We start from the raw sequence: 14,787 nt of genomic DNA on the forward strand, positions 1-14,787 counted from the left end.
GCCGGCAAGACTCCCCCGCTGTGGGTGCGCGCGGGGTGCCCGCGGGGGCAGCCCGAGCGCCACCGCGCCGCCACCGCCTACAGCCCAAACCGCGCACGGCGCTCGTCCCGGTTGGGCCGCCCGCGGGCCGGCAACCCCCTTTACCTGCCACGCACCCGCTCGGCGGCGGCCGCATCGATGGCTTCGGGCAGGTCGGTCTCGCGATCGATCTGCGGGAAGTGACGGCGTTCCATGCGACGGATCGCAAAGTGCATCCACGCCAGTGCGGCGGCCACCAGCACGAACAGCAGCATGAAGCAGCTGCTCCAGATGCCCAGCGCATCGTTCAAGGCGCCAAACACGATCGGCAGGATGAAGCCACCCAGGCCGCCGATCATGCCGACCACGCCGCCCACCGCACCCACGTGCTTGGGGTAGTACACCGGAATGTGCTTGTAGACCGCGGCCTTGCCCAGCGACATGAAGAAGCCCAGCACGAACACCAGCACGGTGAACATCACCACGCCGATGGCCAGATGGAAATGGATCGGGCCATGGATGCCCTTCACCACATATTCGGTATCCGGATAGGCCAGCAGGAAGGTGCAGATGGCCGACACGCCGAAGGTCCAGTACATCACCCGCCGCGCGCCCATCCGGTCCGACATCCAGCCACCGACCACGCGGAACAGGCTGGCCGGGATCGAGTAGCACGCCGCCAGCATGCCGGCGTGGCCCACGTCCATGCCGTAGGCGCCCACCAGATAGTGCGGCAGCCACAGCGCCAGCGCCACGAAACCGCCGAACACGAAGAAGTAGTACAGCGAGAACCGCCACACCTGCAGGTTCTTCAGCGGCGCCATCTGCTCGGCGAACGGAACCGGCTTCACGCCCTCGCGGCGGCGCTGCTCCAGCGACGGGTCTTCCTTGCTGAAGAGGAAGAACAGCACCGCAGTGACGGCCAGCGCGACCGCCCAGACCTTGGCAACCATGGTCCAACCCGCGGCCACCATCACCAGCGGCGCCAACAGCTTGGTCACCGCCGAGCCGATGTTGCCGGCACCGAAGATGCCCAGCGCGGTGCCCTGCTTGCTGGCCGGGAACCACTTCGAGACGTAGGCCACGCCCACCGAGAAGTTGCCGCCGGCGATGCCCACGCACAGCGCGGCGATCAGGAACTGGGTGTAGGTCTGCGCATAGGTCAGCATCCAGGTGGCCACGGCGCCACACAGCATCACCAGCACCATCACCTTGCGGCCACCGAACTGGTCGGACCAGATGCCGAGGAAGACGCGGCTGACCGAACCGGTCAGTACCGGCGTGGCGATCAACAGGCCGAACTGGGTGTCATTCAAACCGAGCTGTTGACTGATCTGGATGCCGATGATTGAAAAGATCATCCACACCGCGAAGCACACGGTGAAGGCGAACGTGCTCAGCCACAGCGTACGCTGCTGCTGCCCGGCACTGGCGGGGGCAAGGGCCTGGTTCATGGGGTCTCCTCGTTCAATGGGGGTCAGCCGATATCTGCTTCGGCTTCGATCTCATCCAGCCCGCGCACCGGGTAGCGTTCCTGCAGCTGCAGCAGATAGGCCTGCACCTCGCGCTGGCGTACCTGCAGTTCCAGGTAATCACGCAGCTGCGGCAGCACCGCCTCGAACGACTGTGGCTGGCCTTCCTCGCGGGCATCGACGCAGACCACGTGGTAGCCCCAGCGCGATTCCACCGGGAATCCAGCCAGGCCCTCGCGCAGGCGGAACACCTGGCGGTCGAACTCCGGCGTGGTCTGCCCGCGCTGCAACCAGCCCAGGTCGCCGCCCTCGCTGCTGGAGGGGCAGCGCGAATGGCGCAGGGCAAAATCGGCGAACAGGTGCGGCGACTCCTTCAGCAGTCCGGCCAGCCGCTCGCCTTCGGTGCGTGCGGCGAAGCGCCCGGCCACGTCGTCGGCCGCCGCCGCCAGCAGGATATGGCGCAGGCGCACGCGGTCAGGCGAGCGGAAGCGCTCCGGGTTCTGCTCAAAGTAGCGGCGGCAGTCCTCGTCGGTCGGCACGCGGTCTTCGATCGCGTCTTCCAGCAGTTGCTGGATCAGCACTTCCTCGTCGCTGACCCGGTTGCCCTCCGGCGCCTGCAGGCCCAGCCGCTGCGCTTCCAGACGCAGCAGCTCGCGCACCACCAGGGCACGCGCCGCTTCGGCGCGTGACTGTTCCGGGCGCATCGCCCGATGGTGCTGCATCTCGCGGGCGATGTCGGCCTCGCTGATCGCGGTCTCGTCCACGAACAGCCGGCACGGTGCCGGCTGCCCGAGCGAGCGCGGCCCCTGCTCTGCCGCGTCGTGGTGATGCGAATGCGCCTCGGCAGGCACCGGTGCGGTGGAGTCGATCACGGTGATCGGCAGGAATTTCGGCAGGCTGCCCATGGTTTACTCCCGCGGACCGTAGCGCAGCGTGGCCTGGCGGCGGCGCACCACCTGGTACGGCCGCCACAGGTAGCTGATCGGAATGCTCCACACGTGCACCAGGCGGGTGAACGGCGCGATCAGGAACAGGGTCAGGCCCAGGAAGATATGCATCTTGTAGACCCAGCTGACGCCCTCGATGTAGTCGGCGGCACCGGCGCGGAAGGTCACGATGTGCTGCGCCCATTCGGCCAGCTGCACCATCACCCCACCGTCCAGGTGGCCGGATGAGACGCGGATGCTGTACAGGCCCAGGCACAGCTGGGCGAACAGCAGCACCAGCACCAGGGTGTCACCGAAACTGCCGGTGGCCCGAACACGCGCATTGAACAGGCGGCGTACCAGCAGGATGCTGATGCCGATGAAGCACAGCGCGCCGAACACGCCGCCCACCACCATCGCCAGCATCTGCTTCTGCGACGATGTGATGAAGTGCTCGTACACCGCGTGCGGGGTCAGCAGGCCGACCAGATGGCCACCGAGGATGGCCAGGATGCCGATGTGGAAGCAGTTGCTGCCGATCCGCATGCCCTTGTCTGACAGCATCTGGCTGGAGCCGGTGCGCCAGGTGTACATGGCCTTGTCGTAGCGCGCCCAGCTGCCGATCAGCAGCACCGCCACGGCGATGTATGGGTAGTGCTGGAAGGCGAATTGATGCAGGGAGTAACTCATGGCTGGACCTCTCGATGCGAAGGACGGGCCGGCGAACGCACGGGCGGCTTGCAGTCCTCGGCAGGGGCTTCGGCGCCGAAGCGCACCGCCTCCTCCTCCCACAAGCGGTCCATGGCCTCGGCGGTATCGTCGCGGACTTCCTCGCTGGCACGCTGGCGCAGCGCCTGCAGATCGGCCTTGCCGTCGCCGGCTTCGACCAGGATCTCGAACAGCACCCGGTGCGGCAGCTCACGCTCGGCGGCACGCGCCGCCAGCATCCCGGCGATATGGCCGATGTGGTGCAGCCACTCGCGGGCCTCGCTGCCAGGGCGATGGGCCAGGAACTCCAGCAGCAGCGGCAGGTAGTCCGGCAGCTCGCGCGCATCCAGTTCGAAGCCGTTGCGGCGGTAGGTCTCGACCAGATCGACCATGGCCTGGCCGCGGTCGCGCGACTCGCCATGGATGTGTTCGAACAGCAGCAGGCTCATCGAGCGGCCGCGGTCGAAACTGGCCAGCCACGCCGCCTGCGCATCCAGCGCATCGGTAGCCAGCAGCTGCTGCACGAAGCTGCGCAGCTGCTGGCGGCGGGCGGCGCCCAGCGCCGGGTCGTCGCAGGCGGCGAGGAGTTCTTCGCCGTGCTGCCATAGTTCTTCACGGGGGTAATCCAGCAACACCCCGACCAGCTTGAGCACGCTCATCACACCACCTCCTTGCGGCGATGATTGGGGCCGTTGTCCACCACGAACGTTGTGCTCTTGCGCTGGCCGAACAGATCGGCCGGGCTGTCACCGTTGCAGCCGTTGCCGAAGGTGAAGCCGCAGCCGCCGCGCTCGCCGAAGGCATCGTTGGCGTACTCGCGGTGGCCAGAGGGAATCACGAAACGGTCCTCGTAATTGGCGATGGCCAGGTAGCGATACATCTCTTCGACCTGGGCAATGCTCAGCCCGGTCTGCTCCAGCACTGCGGTGTCTTCCACGCCGTCTACGTTCTTGGCCCGGCGCCAGGCACGCATCGCCATCAGCCGCTCCAGCGCGCGCACCACCGGCGCCTCGTCACCCGCCGTCAGCAGGTTGGCCAGGTAGCGCATCGGGATACGCAGCGAGGCCACGTCCGGCAGTTCACCGCTCATGCCCACGCGGCCACGTTCGGCGGCCGACTGGATCGGAGACAGCGGTGGCACATACCAGACCATCGGCAGCGTGCGGTATTCCGGGTGCAGCGGCAGCGCCAGCTTCCAGTCGATCGCCAGCTTGTACACCGGCGACTGCCTGGCCGCATCCAGCCAGCTGTCCGGGATCCCTTCCTTGCGCGCGGCGGCGATCACCGCCGGATCATTCGGGTCCAGGAAGATGTCCAGGTGGGCCTGGTACAGGTCCTTCTCGGCGGCCACCGAAGCCGCCTCGGCGATGCGGTCGGCGTCGTACAGCATCACGCCGAGGTAGCGGATGCGGCCCACGCAGGTTTCCGAGCACACGGTCGGCTCGCCCATCTCGATGCGCGGGTAGCAGAAGATGCACTTCTCCGACTTGCCGCTCTTCCAGTTGTAGTAGATCTTCTTGTACGGGCAGGCCGAGACGCACATGCGCCAACCGCGGCACTTGTCCTGATCAATCAGCACGATGCCGTCTTCCTCGCGCTTGTAGATCGCGCCCGACGGGCACGCCGACACGCACGCAGGGTTCAGGCAGTGCTCGCACAGGCGCGGCAGGTACATCATGAAGGTCTTCTCGAAGGCGCCGTAGATCTCCTTCTGCACCTGGTCGAAGTTGTAGTCGCGCGAGCGCTTGCTGAACTCCGAACCCAGGATCTCCTCCCAGTTCGGGCCCCACTCGATCTTCTGCATGCGCTCGCCACTGATCAGCGAACGCGGCCGCGCGGTGGGCTGGTGCTGGCTGTCCTTGGCGGTGTGCAGGTTCTGGTAGTCGAAATCAAACGGCTCGTAGTAGTCGTCGATCTGTGGCAGGTCCGGGTTGGCGAAGATCTTGGCCAGCATGCGCCAGCGGCCACCGGCACGCGGCACCAGCTTGCCGGCGCGGGTGCGTACCCAGCCGCCGTTCCACTTGTCCTGGTTCTCCCATTCCTTGGGGTAGCCGATGCCCGGCTTGGTTTCCACGTTGTTGAACCAGGCGTACTCGACGCCCTCGCGCGAGGTCCAGACGTTCTTGCAGGTGATCGAGCAGGTATGGCAGCCGATGCACTTGTCCAGGTTCAGCACCATCGCGATCTGTGCACGGACCTTCATCACACCACCTCCTTGCTGGCCGATGCCGAAGCGCCAGCGGGCTGTTCATCGTCCAACCAATCGACCTTGTCCATCTTGCGCACGATCACGAACTCGTCGCGGTTGGTGCCGCACGTGCCGTAGTAGTTGAAGCCGTACGCCAGCTGCGCGTAGCCGCCGATCATGTGGGTGGGCTTGAGCACGATGCGGGTCACCGAGTTGTGGATGCCGCCGCGGGTCCCGGAAATCTCCGAGCCCGGCACGTTGATGATGCGTTCCTGGGCGTGGTACATCATCGCCATGCCCGGCATCACGCGCTGGCTGACCACCGCACGCGCGGCAATCGCACCGTTGACGTTGAACAGCTCGATCCAGTCGTTGTCGACGATGCCGGCACTGCGCGCGTCGTCCTCGCTCAGCCACACGATCGGGCCACCGCGCGACAGCGTCTGCATGATCAGGTTGTCGCTGTAGGTGCTGTGGATGCCCCACTTCTGGTGTGGCGTGATCCAGTTCAGCACGATCTCCTTGTTGCCGTTCGGGCGCTGGTTCAGCAGCGGCTCCACCGTGCGCGTGTTGACCGGCGGCCGGTAGCCCATGAAGGCCTCGCCGAAGTCGATCATCCACTCGTGGTCCTGGTAGAACTGCTGGCGACCGGTCACCGTGCGCCACGGAATCAGCTCGTGCACGTTGGTATAGCCGGCGTTGTAGCTGACGTTGTCGTCTTCCAGGCCCGACCAGATCGGCGAGGAAATGATCTTGCGCGGCTGTGCCTGGATGTCACGGAAGCGGATCGCCTCGTGCTCCTTGCCCACCGCCAGGTGGGTATGCTCGCGGCCGGTGAAGGTCCCCAGCGATTCCCACGCCTTCACTGCGACGTGGCCATTGGTTTCCGGCGCCAGGTGCAGGATCACCTCGGCCGCGTCGATCGCGGTCGAAATGGCCGGGCGGCCCTGGCTCACGCCCGCGTCGTGCACGGTGTGGTTGAGCTTGCCGAGGAATTCGACCTCGTGCTTCGTGTCCCAGCTCATGCCCTTGCCGCCGTTGCCCAGCTTGTCCAGCAGCGGGCCGAGCGAGGTGAACTTGCGGTACAGGTTCGGGTAGTCGCGCTCCACCACCGTCATCGACGGCATGGTCTGGCCCGGGATGGCCTCGCACTCGCCCTTCTTCCAGTCGGCCACGCCGAACGGCATGCCCAGCTCGTTCGGGGTGTCATGCAGGGTCGGCACCAGCACCAGATCCTTCTCCACGCCCAGCACACCCGGCGCCATTTCGCTTACGGTGCGGGCGACCTCCTTGAAGATCTCCCAGTCGCTGCGCGATTCCCAGGCCGGATCCACCGCCTTCGACAGCGGGTGGATGAACGGGTGCATGTCCGAGGTGTTGAGGTCGTCCTTTTCGTACCAGGTGGCCGTGGGCAGCACGATGTCCGAGTACAGCGCGGTGGTGCACATGCGGAAGTCGAGCGTGACCAGCAGGTCCAGCTTGCCTTCCGGTGCCTCGTCACGCCACGTCACTTCCTCCGGCTTGATCGCCCCCATCTCGCCAAGGTCCTTGCCCTGCAGGCCATGACGCGTGCCGAGCAGGTGCCGCAGCATGTACTCGTGGCCCTTGCCCGACGAACCCAACAGGTTCGAGCGCCAGATGAACATCATCCGCGGATGGTTCTGCTGTGCATCCGGATCGGCGAAGGCGAAGTCCAGCGAGCCGTCCTTGAACTTGCCCAGCGCGTAGTCGGCCGGGGCAACACCCGCCGCTTCGGCCTCGCGTACCAGCTGCAGCGGGTTGCGGTCCAGCTGCGGCGCACACGGCAGCCAGCCCATGCGCACCGCGCGCAGGTTGAGGTCGGCCAGGCTGCCGCTGTACTTGCTCGCATCCGCCAGCGGCGACAGCAGCTCGTCCACCTGCAGCTTCTCGTAGCGCCATTGCCCGGTGTTGAAGTAGAAGAACGAGGTGCCGTTCATGTGGCGCGGCGGGCGGCTCCAATCCAGGCCGAAGGCCAGCGGCTGCCAGCCGGTCTGCGGGCGCAGCTTTTCCTGGCCCACGTAATGCGCCCAGCCGCCACCTGTCTGGCCCACGCAACCGCACATGATCAGCATGTTGATCAGGCCGCGGTAGTTCATATCGTTGTGGAACCAATGATTCATCCCGGCGCCGACGATGATCATCGAACGGCCATGGGTCTTGTCGGCGGTACGTGCGAACTCGCGGGCGATCTCGATCACCTCGGCGCGCGACACGCCGGTGATGCGCTCCTGCCAGGCTGGGGTGCCCGGCACCATGTCGTCGAAGCTCGATGCCACATTGCCGCCGCCAAAGCCACGGTCCACGCCGTACTGGGCCAGCAGCAGGTCGTAGACCGTGGCCACCAGGGTTTCGCCACCCTCGGCCGTGGCCAGCCGGCGCACCGGAATGTTGCGCTCAAGCACGTCGTCGGCCGGCGCGGCGGTCCAGCCGTCGGTCTCGATGCCACCGAAGTACGGGAAGCTCACCGCCTCGATGCCCTCATGGCCATCGGCCAGGCTCAGGCGCAGACGCGTCTCGGCGCCCTTGCTCTCCTTCTCCTCGATGTTCCACTTGCCCTTCTCGCCCCAGCGGAAGCCGATCGAGCCGTTCGGCACCACGATCTGGCCGCTGGTCTCGTCATAGGCCAGCGTCTTCCAGTCCGGGTTGTTGGCTTCACCCAGCCCGCCCAGTTCACTGGCACGCAGGAAACGGCCCGCCACCAGGCGGCCGTCGTCGCGGCGCTCCAGGCGCACCAGCATCGGCATGTCCGAGTACTGGCGGCAATAGTCCTGGAAGTACTGCGAGGGCGAATCGACGTGGAACTCGCGCAGGATCACATGGCCGAAGGCGAAGGCCAGCGCCGCATCGGTGCCCTGCTTGGGGTGCAGCCAGTGATCGGTCAGCTTGGCCAGCTCGGAATAGTCCGGGCAGATCGCCACCGTCTTGGTGCCGTTGTAGCGCGCCTCGGTGAAGAAGTGCGCATCGGGCGTACGCGTCTGCGGCACGTTCGAGCCCCAGGCGATGATGTAACGGCTGTTGTACCAGTCGGCCGATTCGGGCACGTCGGTCTGCTCGCCCCAGATCTGCGGCGAGGCCGGCGGCAGATCGCAGTACCAGTCATAGAAGGACAGGCAGGCGCCGCCCAGCAGCGACAGGTAACGCGCGCCGGCGGCGTAGGACACCATCGACATCGCCGGAATCGGCGAGAACCCGACCACGCGGTCCGGGCCGTACTGCTTCACCGTGTACAGGTTGGAGGCGGCGATGATCTCGTTGGCCTCTTCCCACTGCAGGCGCACGAAGCCGCCCATGCCGCGGCGGGTCTTGTACGAACGCGCCTTTTCCTTGTCCTCCACGATGCTGGCCCAGGCATCGACCGGGCCCTTGCTCTTGCGCGCCTCGCGCCACAGGCGCAGCAGCGTGCCGCGGATCAGCGGGTACTTCAGCCGGTTGGCGCTGTACAGGTACCAGGAATAGCTGGCGCCACGCGGGCAGCCACGCGGTTCGTGGTTGGGCAGGTCCGGGCGCGTACGCGGGTAGTCGGTCTGCTGCGTTTCCCAGGTGACCAGGCCGTTCTTGACGTAGATCTTCCAGCTGCACGAACCGGTGCAGTTCACGCCGTGGGTGGAACGCACGATCTTGTCGTACTGCCAACGGGCGCGGTAGCTGTTTTCCCAGTCACGGCCTTCGCTCTTGGCGAATCCGTGGCCATCGGAAAAGGTCCGGGGGTCACGCTTGAAGAACTGCAAGCGATCGAGGAAATAACTCATCGGGGGTCTCCCTTTGCGGACATCGGCATCGTGGCTGTGTGTGTCATCTGGCTGCGGTGCGTTTTCATGTCGTCAGCAGGGTGTCTCGGCACCGCGCCGGTAGTACCACCACCAGGTCACGGCCAGACAGGTGACATAGAAAACAACGAATCCGTACAGCGCCATGTCGGGGCTGCCGGTCAAGGTGATGGACGAGCCGTAGCTCTTGGGAATGAAGAAGCCGCCATAGGCGCCGATCGCACCGGAGAAGCCGACCACCGCGGCCGACTCGATGCTGGCCTGGTGGGCAGCAGCAGCCTTGCCCTCGGCGTTGTCGTTGGCCGACCAGCGCTCATGCAGGGTGCGGAAGATCACCGGAATCATGCGGAAGGTGGTGCCGTTGCCGATGCCACTGAGCACGAACAGCGCCATGAAGCTGAGCAGGAAGCCATGGAAGTTGCCGCCCTGGCCGTGACTGGACAGGAAGTGCAGCACACCGAACACGGCGGCGATCATCAGCGCGAACACCCAGAAAGTCAGGCGTGCGCCGCCCCAGCGGTCGGCCATGCTGCCGCCCACCGAACGCATCAACGCACCCAGCAGCGGGCCGATGAAGGCGTAGGCCAGCGGGTTCACGTCCGGGAACTGGCTCTTCACCAGCATCGGGAAGCCGGCCGAGAAGCCGATGTAGGAACCGAAGGTGCCGATGTACAACCAGCACATCAGCCAGTTGTGCTTGCGGCGGAAGATCACCGCCTGCTCGGAGAACGACGAGCGGGCGCTGGTCAGGTCGTTCATGCCGAACCAGGCCGCGACGGCGCACAGCGCGATGGCCGGCACCCAGATGAAACCGGCGTTCTGCAGGAACAGCGGCGCCCCACCCTCCACCGTGGGCTGCGGCGCACCGCCCAGCGCACCGAACACGCCCACGGTGATGACCAGCGGGATCACCGCCTGCGCCACCGACACGCCCACATTGCCCAGGCCGGCGTTCAGGCCCAGCGCCAGGCCCTGCTTCTGCTTGGGGTAGAAGAAGGAGATGTTGGACATCGACGACGAGAAGTTCGCGCCACCGAACCCACACAGGATCGCGATGGCCACGAACACCCCGTACGGCGTGGCCGGGTCCTGTACCGCGAAGCCGAGCCAGAGCGTCGGTGCCAGCAGCGACGCGGTCGACAGTGCGGTCCAGCGGCGGCCGCCGAAAATCGGGATCACGAACGAATAGAAGATGCGCAGCGTGGCGCCGGACAGGCTGGGCAGCGCCACCAGCCAGAACAGCTGGTCGGTGCTGAAGTTGAAGCCGATATTCGGCAGGCTGATCGACACCGCCGAGAACAGCACCCAGACCGAGAAGGCCAGCAGCAGCGAGGGGATCGAGATGACCAGGTTGCGGGTGGCGACCCGCTTGCCGGTGCGCTCCCAGTAGCCGGGGTCCTCCGGCGTCCAGTCGCTGATGACGCGACCCGGACGGGCAGTGCTGCGGACAACAGGATCGCTACCGACGGTCATACATGGCTCCAAGGCTGTGGAATGACGTGGGTATTGCTTTCAAGTTGTGACCCGTCGTCATGCAGCCATTAGGCCGCGCAGCAACAACGACGGGGTTGATCTGGATCAATCAGGGGCCGGTTTCCGCCGTGCCCCTGACAAATGTCAAACCGGTGAAGCGGTGTTGCGGCGGGTCACCCCGCGCTGGCGCACGCTGTCGCGCACGTCCACATCGAACTGCAGCTGAAGCTGGCTGCCATCTTCCAGGGCAATGTCGAAGGGCAGGCCCTCCCGGCACGGCAACCGCGCCGCCAAGGCCTCGACGGCCGGGCGCGGCAGTACCAGGCGGCAGAAGGTGCCCCCGTCCAGCAGCACGGGCTGCTCGCCGCCATGCAGCGACACCGCCATGCCCCAGCCCTCGATGCCGCCAAAGCGGGTCATGTTCTCGACCGATTCACCGGCCAGCAGGCGCGCCAGTTCGGCCTCGTCCAGGCGAAGCCGTACTGATTGATCCTGCAACTGCACTTTCATGACGCAACATCCTCCCATTGTTCGGGGGTATTGCAGTTGACCAGGCAGGCTTCGTCAACGCTTTCCAGCAGCAGCGCGTGCATCTGCAGGCGGCGCTGGAAGGCCTGTACCGAGCGCGGCCCGTCCGCATCATCCAACATCGCGGCCAGCACGCTACGAGTGGCATTGTCCACATTCAACCGCATGGGAAAGGGATGCCCGTCAAAGATCGTACATGCGCCCCGCCCCTCGGCGGCCAACCGTTGCAGCAGCCGCGGCGCCAGCAACGGGGTATCCACCGCTACCACCCAGGCTAGGCTATCGGGCATCTGCTGCATCACGCTGTGCAGTCCACCCAGGGGACCGCAGCGCGCCACCTGATCGGGGATGCCGCCGAAGGCCGGATAGTCGCCGCTCACCCACACCCGTTCGGCGCCGGCCTGCAGCAGCAGGCCACGCATGTGTTCCAGCAGCGTGCGCCCCTGCCACGGCAGCAGCGCCTTGTCGCGCCCCATCCGGCTGGACAGGCCGCCGGCCAGCACGATGCCGTTGATGGTTCCATTCATGGTAGAGCCACACCATGCGTGGCTGCGCCGGTTGGATACGCGGGAACGGCCCCATCCACGCATGGCGTGCATCTACTGAACCCCACGGCCATCCAGACATTCGGTGGTAGAGCCACGCCATGCGTGGCTGCAGCGGACTCAATGGTGGTGGTCGTGCGCATGGTCATGGGCATGTGCGGGTTCGCTGTCCGCATGGCACAGGCTGCAACCCTCGCTCCACTCGCTGTCGCCGTCCTCGTAATGCTCCTGCTTCCAGATCGGGCACTGGTGCTTCACCACCTCGATCAACTGCCGGCAGGCCCTGAATGCCTCGTCTCGATGCGGGCTGCCCGCAGCCACCACCACCGCCACATCGCCAATGCCCAACCGGCCCTTGGCATGGGCCACATACAGCTTCAGCTTCGGACCGAACGTCGCCTCGACCTCGGCGGCCAGGCGCTTGAACTCGTTCAGCACCAGCGGCTCGAACAGGTCATAGGTAATCCCGTTCACCGGGCGGCCGATGTTGACGTCGCGCACCTTGCCGATGAACACATCGATGCCACCGAAACCCGGATCGGACACCGCAGCGATGCCCTCGGCCGGATCGATCGACGCCTGCGCGCGATCCACCACCTTGGCGATGATCTTCTCGCTCATCGCTCAGCCCCCGCTTACCGGCGGCAGGATCGCCACCCGACCATCGTCGGGCAGCGCTTCATGGTCGCGCAGCACACGTTGCTGGTCGGCGAACGCCGAGTAGTCCAGCAGGCCCGCGCGGAAGCCCGGCCAACGCGTCGGCAGCAGCTCGCGCAGCGCTTGGCGCAGGTCGGCCACGGTGCCTCCGGCCACCTCCACCGCGATCTCGCGGCTGGCATCGAGATCGGAAAACGCACCGAACAGCTGCAGATTCACCTGTTTCATTATGACTCCTGACTCGCCAGCTGCACCGGGTCATGGTGACCCCAGCCCTGCACGCGCACGTAGGTACCAGCGCTGGCCAGGTCTCCCTCGGCCTCCAGCACCACCCAGGCGTTGGCCTGCAGCATGGACATCAAACGGAACGACTCCTGCCCGGACAGCACGCGCGCACTCAGGCGCCCCTGACCGTCCACTTCCACCCGCGCACGCGCGTGGAAGCGCAGGCCCGGCGGCTTGCGCACGTCGGCCTGCAGCGGCAGCTGCAACACGGTTTCCGGTGCCAACCCCAGCAGGCGGCGCAGCACCGGCTCCACGAAGAAGCGCTGGCCCACGGCGGCCGACACCGGGTTGCCGGGCAGACCGAAATACAGCGCGCCATTGGGCAGCACCGCAAACAGCAGCGGCTTGCCCGGGCGGATCGCCACCTTGTGGAACACGATGCGCGCACCACGGCCGCGCAGCGCATCGAGAACGAAATCGTAGCGGCCGGCCGACACCGCGCCGGTACTGATCAGCAGCTGCGCGCCGGCAGCCAGCGCTTCATCCAGCACCGCATTGAACGCGGCCACGTCATCACCCACCGTGCCCTGCCAGACCACCTCGGCACCGGCGGCCTGCAGGCGGCCAACCAGGTAGGGCCGGTTGCTGTCGCGGATCTGGCCGGACTCCAGCGTCTGCGCCGCCTCGGTCACCAGCTCCTTGCCGGTGGCGATCACCGCCGCCTTCGGCCGTGCCACCACCGCCACCTGGCCCACGCCGATGGCATGCAGCAGGGTGCGTGCATTGATATCCAGCACCTGCCCGGCCTGCAGCACACGCTCGCCGTCGCTCACATCCTGGCCGCGCAGGCGTACGTTCTGGCCCGGCTTCACCGTGCCCTTCAATGCGATGCGGGTCGGGCGGCCGTCCTCGCTGGTAAGGATCTCCACGTTCTCGACGGGCACCACCGTATCCAGCCCAACCGGCATGCGCGCTCCGGTCATGATTTCCCAGGCACCCTCGCCGCCCTCGGCACCGGCATCGCCGGCCGCCTGCCAGCCCTGCACCGCGAATTCGGTACCGGCCTCGAACGTCGCGCCGTTGGCGCGCAGCGCGAAGCCGTCCATCGCCGAATTGTCGAACGGCGGCAGCGACTGCTCACTGATGATGTCACTGGCCAGAGTGCGGGCGCCGGCCTCATGCAACGGCAGGCGCTCGGCCGGCAGCGGCGTGGCCGCATCCAGCAGGTGCTGCAGGGCTTCGCTGTAGGCAATCATCAGTGGCCACCACCGTCGACCATCGCCAGGGCGTGGCCCAGTACCGGCGCCAGGATGTCCAGGCACTGCGCCGCCGCCTTCGGGCTGCCTGGCAATGCGAACACCAGCATGTTGCCCAGCTGCACCACCTCGGCGCGGCTCAGCCAGGCCATCGGCGTGTGCTGTGCACTCAGCGCCCGCACCATCTGTGCCAGGCCATGCACCGGCCGTGCGTTCAAGGAACGCAGCGCCTCCGGGGTCAGGTCACGCGGGCCCAGCCCGGTACCACCGGTGCACAGGCACAGGCGCACGCCCTCGGCAGCCAAGGCCTGCAGGCGGCCCGCCAACGGCTCGATGCCATCGGGCAGCACTTCGGCGGCCACTACGTCGCCACCCAGCTTTCTCAGGCCGGTCACCAGGGTCGGGCCGGACACATCCTCATAAGTGCCTTCGCTGGCGCGATCGCTCAGCGTAATCACCGCGCAGGCCGCACCCTCCAACCCCTTAGGTGCACGTGGGTTGAAACGCACGCGCTCGGCCTCGTCCATGCCATCCGGGTGCAGCCAGACCCCGCGCTTGCCGCCTTCCTTGAACAGCAGGCGGATGCCTTCGATGCGCAGTGCCGGTTCCACTGGCTTGCTCAGGTCGTACAGGGTCAGCAACGCCGCGTTGACACCAGCCAGCGCCTCCATCTCGACGCCGGTGCGTGCCTCGCTGGCGCACTCGCACCACACGCGGATCGCCTGCCGCTCCGGCACCGGTGCGCAGAACACCTGCACCAGTTCCAGCGGCAGCGGATGGCACAGCGGCATCAGCATCGACGCCATCTTGGCGCCCTGCAGGCCGGCAATCTCGGCCATCACCAGCGCATCGCCTTTGGGCAGGCGGCGCTCGACGATCAGCGGATAGGCCACTGGACCGGCATGCAGCTCGCCCACCGCCACCGCACGGCGGCGGCTGATGCGCTTGTTACGGACATCGGCCATATGGAAGGCCGCGTTCAATTCCCCACTCATCGTGTTGC

At 66.6% G+C, this 14,787-nt stretch carries 13 protein-coding genes; all 13 read right to left on the reverse strand.

Annotation, left to right across the window (positions count from 1 at the left end):
* Positions 1–140 precede the first annotated feature (140 nt).
* The gene (locus tag ABE423_RS14045) at positions 141–1,472 is read right to left on the reverse strand and encodes a nitrate/nitrite transporter (protein ID WP_346486475.1); all 1,332 of its coding nucleotides are present in this window, start codon (positions 1,470–1,472) and stop codon (positions 141–143) included.
* 23 nt (positions 1,473–1,495) lie between these two features.
* Entirely contained in the window at positions 1,496–2,395 is a 900-nt protein-coding gene (locus ABE423_RS14050; RefSeq protein ID WP_180838503.1) for a peptidylprolyl isomerase, read from the reverse strand.
* 3 nt (positions 2,396–2,398) lie between these two features.
* Entirely contained in the window at positions 2,399–3,106 is a 708-nt protein-coding gene (gene narI, locus ABE423_RS14055; protein WP_180838504.1) for a respiratory nitrate reductase subunit gamma, read from the reverse strand.
* The gene (narJ, locus tag ABE423_RS14060; protein WP_065723459.1) at positions 3,103–3,783 is read right to left on the reverse strand and encodes a nitrate reductase molybdenum cofactor assembly chaperone; all 681 of its coding nucleotides are present in this window, start codon (positions 3,781–3,783) and stop codon (positions 3,103–3,105) included. Before narJ ends, narI begins: the two co-directional genes overlap by 4 nt.
* Positions 3,783–5,327, reverse strand: a complete 1,545-nt coding sequence (narH, locus tag ABE423_RS14065; protein ID WP_180838505.1) for a nitrate reductase subunit beta — start codon at positions 5,325–5,327, stop codon at positions 3,783–3,785. Before narH ends, narJ begins: the two co-directional genes overlap by 1 nt.
* Positions 5,327–9,082 (reverse strand): nitrate reductase subunit alpha, encoded by a 3,756-nt coding sequence (locus tag ABE423_RS14070; RefSeq protein ID WP_180838506.1) that lies wholly within the window; start codon positions 9,080–9,082, stop codon positions 5,327–5,329. The genes narH and ABE423_RS14070 overlap by 1 nt, the downstream gene beginning before the upstream one ends.
* Before the next feature lie 72 nt (positions 9,083–9,154).
* On the reverse strand, positions 9,155–10,573 hold the full coding sequence (locus tag ABE423_RS14075; RefSeq protein WP_180838507.1) for a NarK family nitrate/nitrite MFS transporter: 1,419 nt from the start codon (positions 10,571–10,573) through the stop codon (positions 9,155–9,157).
* 144 nt (positions 10,574–10,717) lie between these two features.
* Positions 10,718–11,083, reverse strand: a complete 366-nt coding sequence (locus ABE423_RS14080; RefSeq protein ID WP_180838508.1) for a hypothetical protein — start codon at positions 11,081–11,083, stop codon at positions 10,718–10,720.
* Positions 11,080–11,628 carry a molybdenum cofactor guanylyltransferase gene (locus tag ABE423_RS14085; RefSeq protein ID WP_180838509.1) on the reverse strand — a complete coding sequence of 183 codons (549 nt, stop codon included), beginning with the start codon at positions 11,626–11,628 and terminating at the stop codon, positions 11,080–11,082. The genes ABE423_RS14080 and ABE423_RS14085 overlap by 4 nt, the downstream gene beginning before the upstream one ends.
* Positions 11,629–11,766: 138 nt before the next feature.
* Entirely contained in the window at positions 11,767–12,267 is a 501-nt protein-coding gene (locus ABE423_RS14090; protein WP_049401277.1) for a molybdenum cofactor biosynthesis protein MoaE, read from the reverse strand.
* Between the two features lie 3 nt (positions 12,268–12,270).
* Positions 12,271–12,531: a MoaD/ThiS family protein gene (locus tag ABE423_RS14095; RefSeq protein WP_049462752.1), complete on the reverse strand. Its 261-nt coding sequence runs from the start codon at positions 12,529–12,531 to the stop codon at positions 12,271–12,273.
* Positions 12,531–13,784 (reverse strand): gephyrin-like molybdotransferase Glp, encoded by a 1,254-nt coding sequence (gene glp / locus ABE423_RS14100; RefSeq protein WP_346486476.1) that lies wholly within the window; start codon positions 13,782–13,784, stop codon positions 12,531–12,533. Before glp ends, ABE423_RS14095 begins: the two co-directional genes overlap by 1 nt.
* Positions 13,784–14,779: a bifunctional molybdenum cofactor biosynthesis protein MoaC/MoaB gene (moaCB, locus tag ABE423_RS14105; RefSeq protein WP_180838511.1), complete on the reverse strand. Its 996-nt coding sequence runs from the start codon at positions 14,777–14,779 to the stop codon at positions 13,784–13,786. The genes glp and moaCB overlap by 1 nt, the downstream gene beginning before the upstream one ends.
* Positions 14,780–14,787 lie beyond the last annotated feature (8 nt).

It is taken from the genome of Stenotrophomonas sp. TWI1409 (assembly GCF_039673015.1).
Taxonomy (GTDB): domain Bacteria; phylum Pseudomonadota; class Gammaproteobacteria; order Xanthomonadales; family Xanthomonadaceae; genus Stenotrophomonas; species Stenotrophomonas maltophilia_A.

Excerpts from the sequence above, each read along its gene's own strand:
- narH (WP_180838505.1), bottom strand. The coding sequence starts at position 5,327 with ATGAAGGTCCGTGCACAGATCGCGATGGTGCTGAACCTGGACAAGTGC.
- ABE423_RS14070 (WP_180838506.1), bottom strand. The coding sequence starts at position 9,082 with ATGAGTTATTTCCTCGATCGCTTGCAGTTCTTCAAGCGTGACCCCCGG.
- narJ (WP_065723459.1), bottom strand. The coding sequence starts at position 3,783 with ATGAGCGTGCTCAAGCTGGTCGGGGTGTTGCTGGATTACCCCCGTGAA.
- ABE423_RS14095 (WP_049462752.1), bottom strand. The coding sequence starts at position 12,531 with ATGAAACAGGTGAATCTGCAGCTGTTCGGTGCGTTTTCCGATCTCGAT.
- ABE423_RS14085 (WP_180838509.1), bottom strand. The coding sequence starts at position 11,628 with ATGAATGGAACCATCAACGGCATCGTGCTGGCCGGCGGCCTGTCCAGC.
- moaCB (WP_180838511.1), bottom strand. The coding sequence starts at position 14,779 with ATGAGTGGGGAATTGAACGCGGCCTTCCATATGGCCGATGTCCGTAAC.
- ABE423_RS14075 (WP_180838507.1), bottom strand. The coding sequence starts at position 10,573 with ATGACCGTCGGTAGCGATCCTGTTGTCCGCAGCACTGCCCGTCCGGGT.
- ABE423_RS14050 (WP_180838503.1), bottom strand. The coding sequence starts at position 2,395 with ATGGGCAGCCTGCCGAAATTCCTGCCGATCACCGTGATCGACTCCACC.
- ABE423_RS14080 (WP_180838508.1), bottom strand. The coding sequence starts at position 11,083 with ATGAAAGTGCAGTTGCAGGATCAATCAGTACGGCTTCGCCTGGACGAG.
- glp (WP_346486476.1), bottom strand. The coding sequence starts at position 13,784 with ATGATTGCCTACAGCGAAGCCCTGCAGCACCTGCTGGATGCGGCCACG.
- narI (WP_180838504.1), bottom strand. The coding sequence starts at position 3,106 with ATGAGTTACTCCCTGCATCAATTCGCCTTCCAGCACTACCCATACATC.
- ABE423_RS14045 (WP_346486475.1), bottom strand. The coding sequence starts at position 1,472 with ATGAACCAGGCCCTTGCCCCCGCCAGTGCCGGGCAGCAGCAGCGTACG.
- ABE423_RS14090 (WP_049401277.1), bottom strand. The coding sequence starts at position 12,267 with ATGAGCGAGAAGATCATCGCCAAGGTGGTGGATCGCGCGCAGGCGTCG.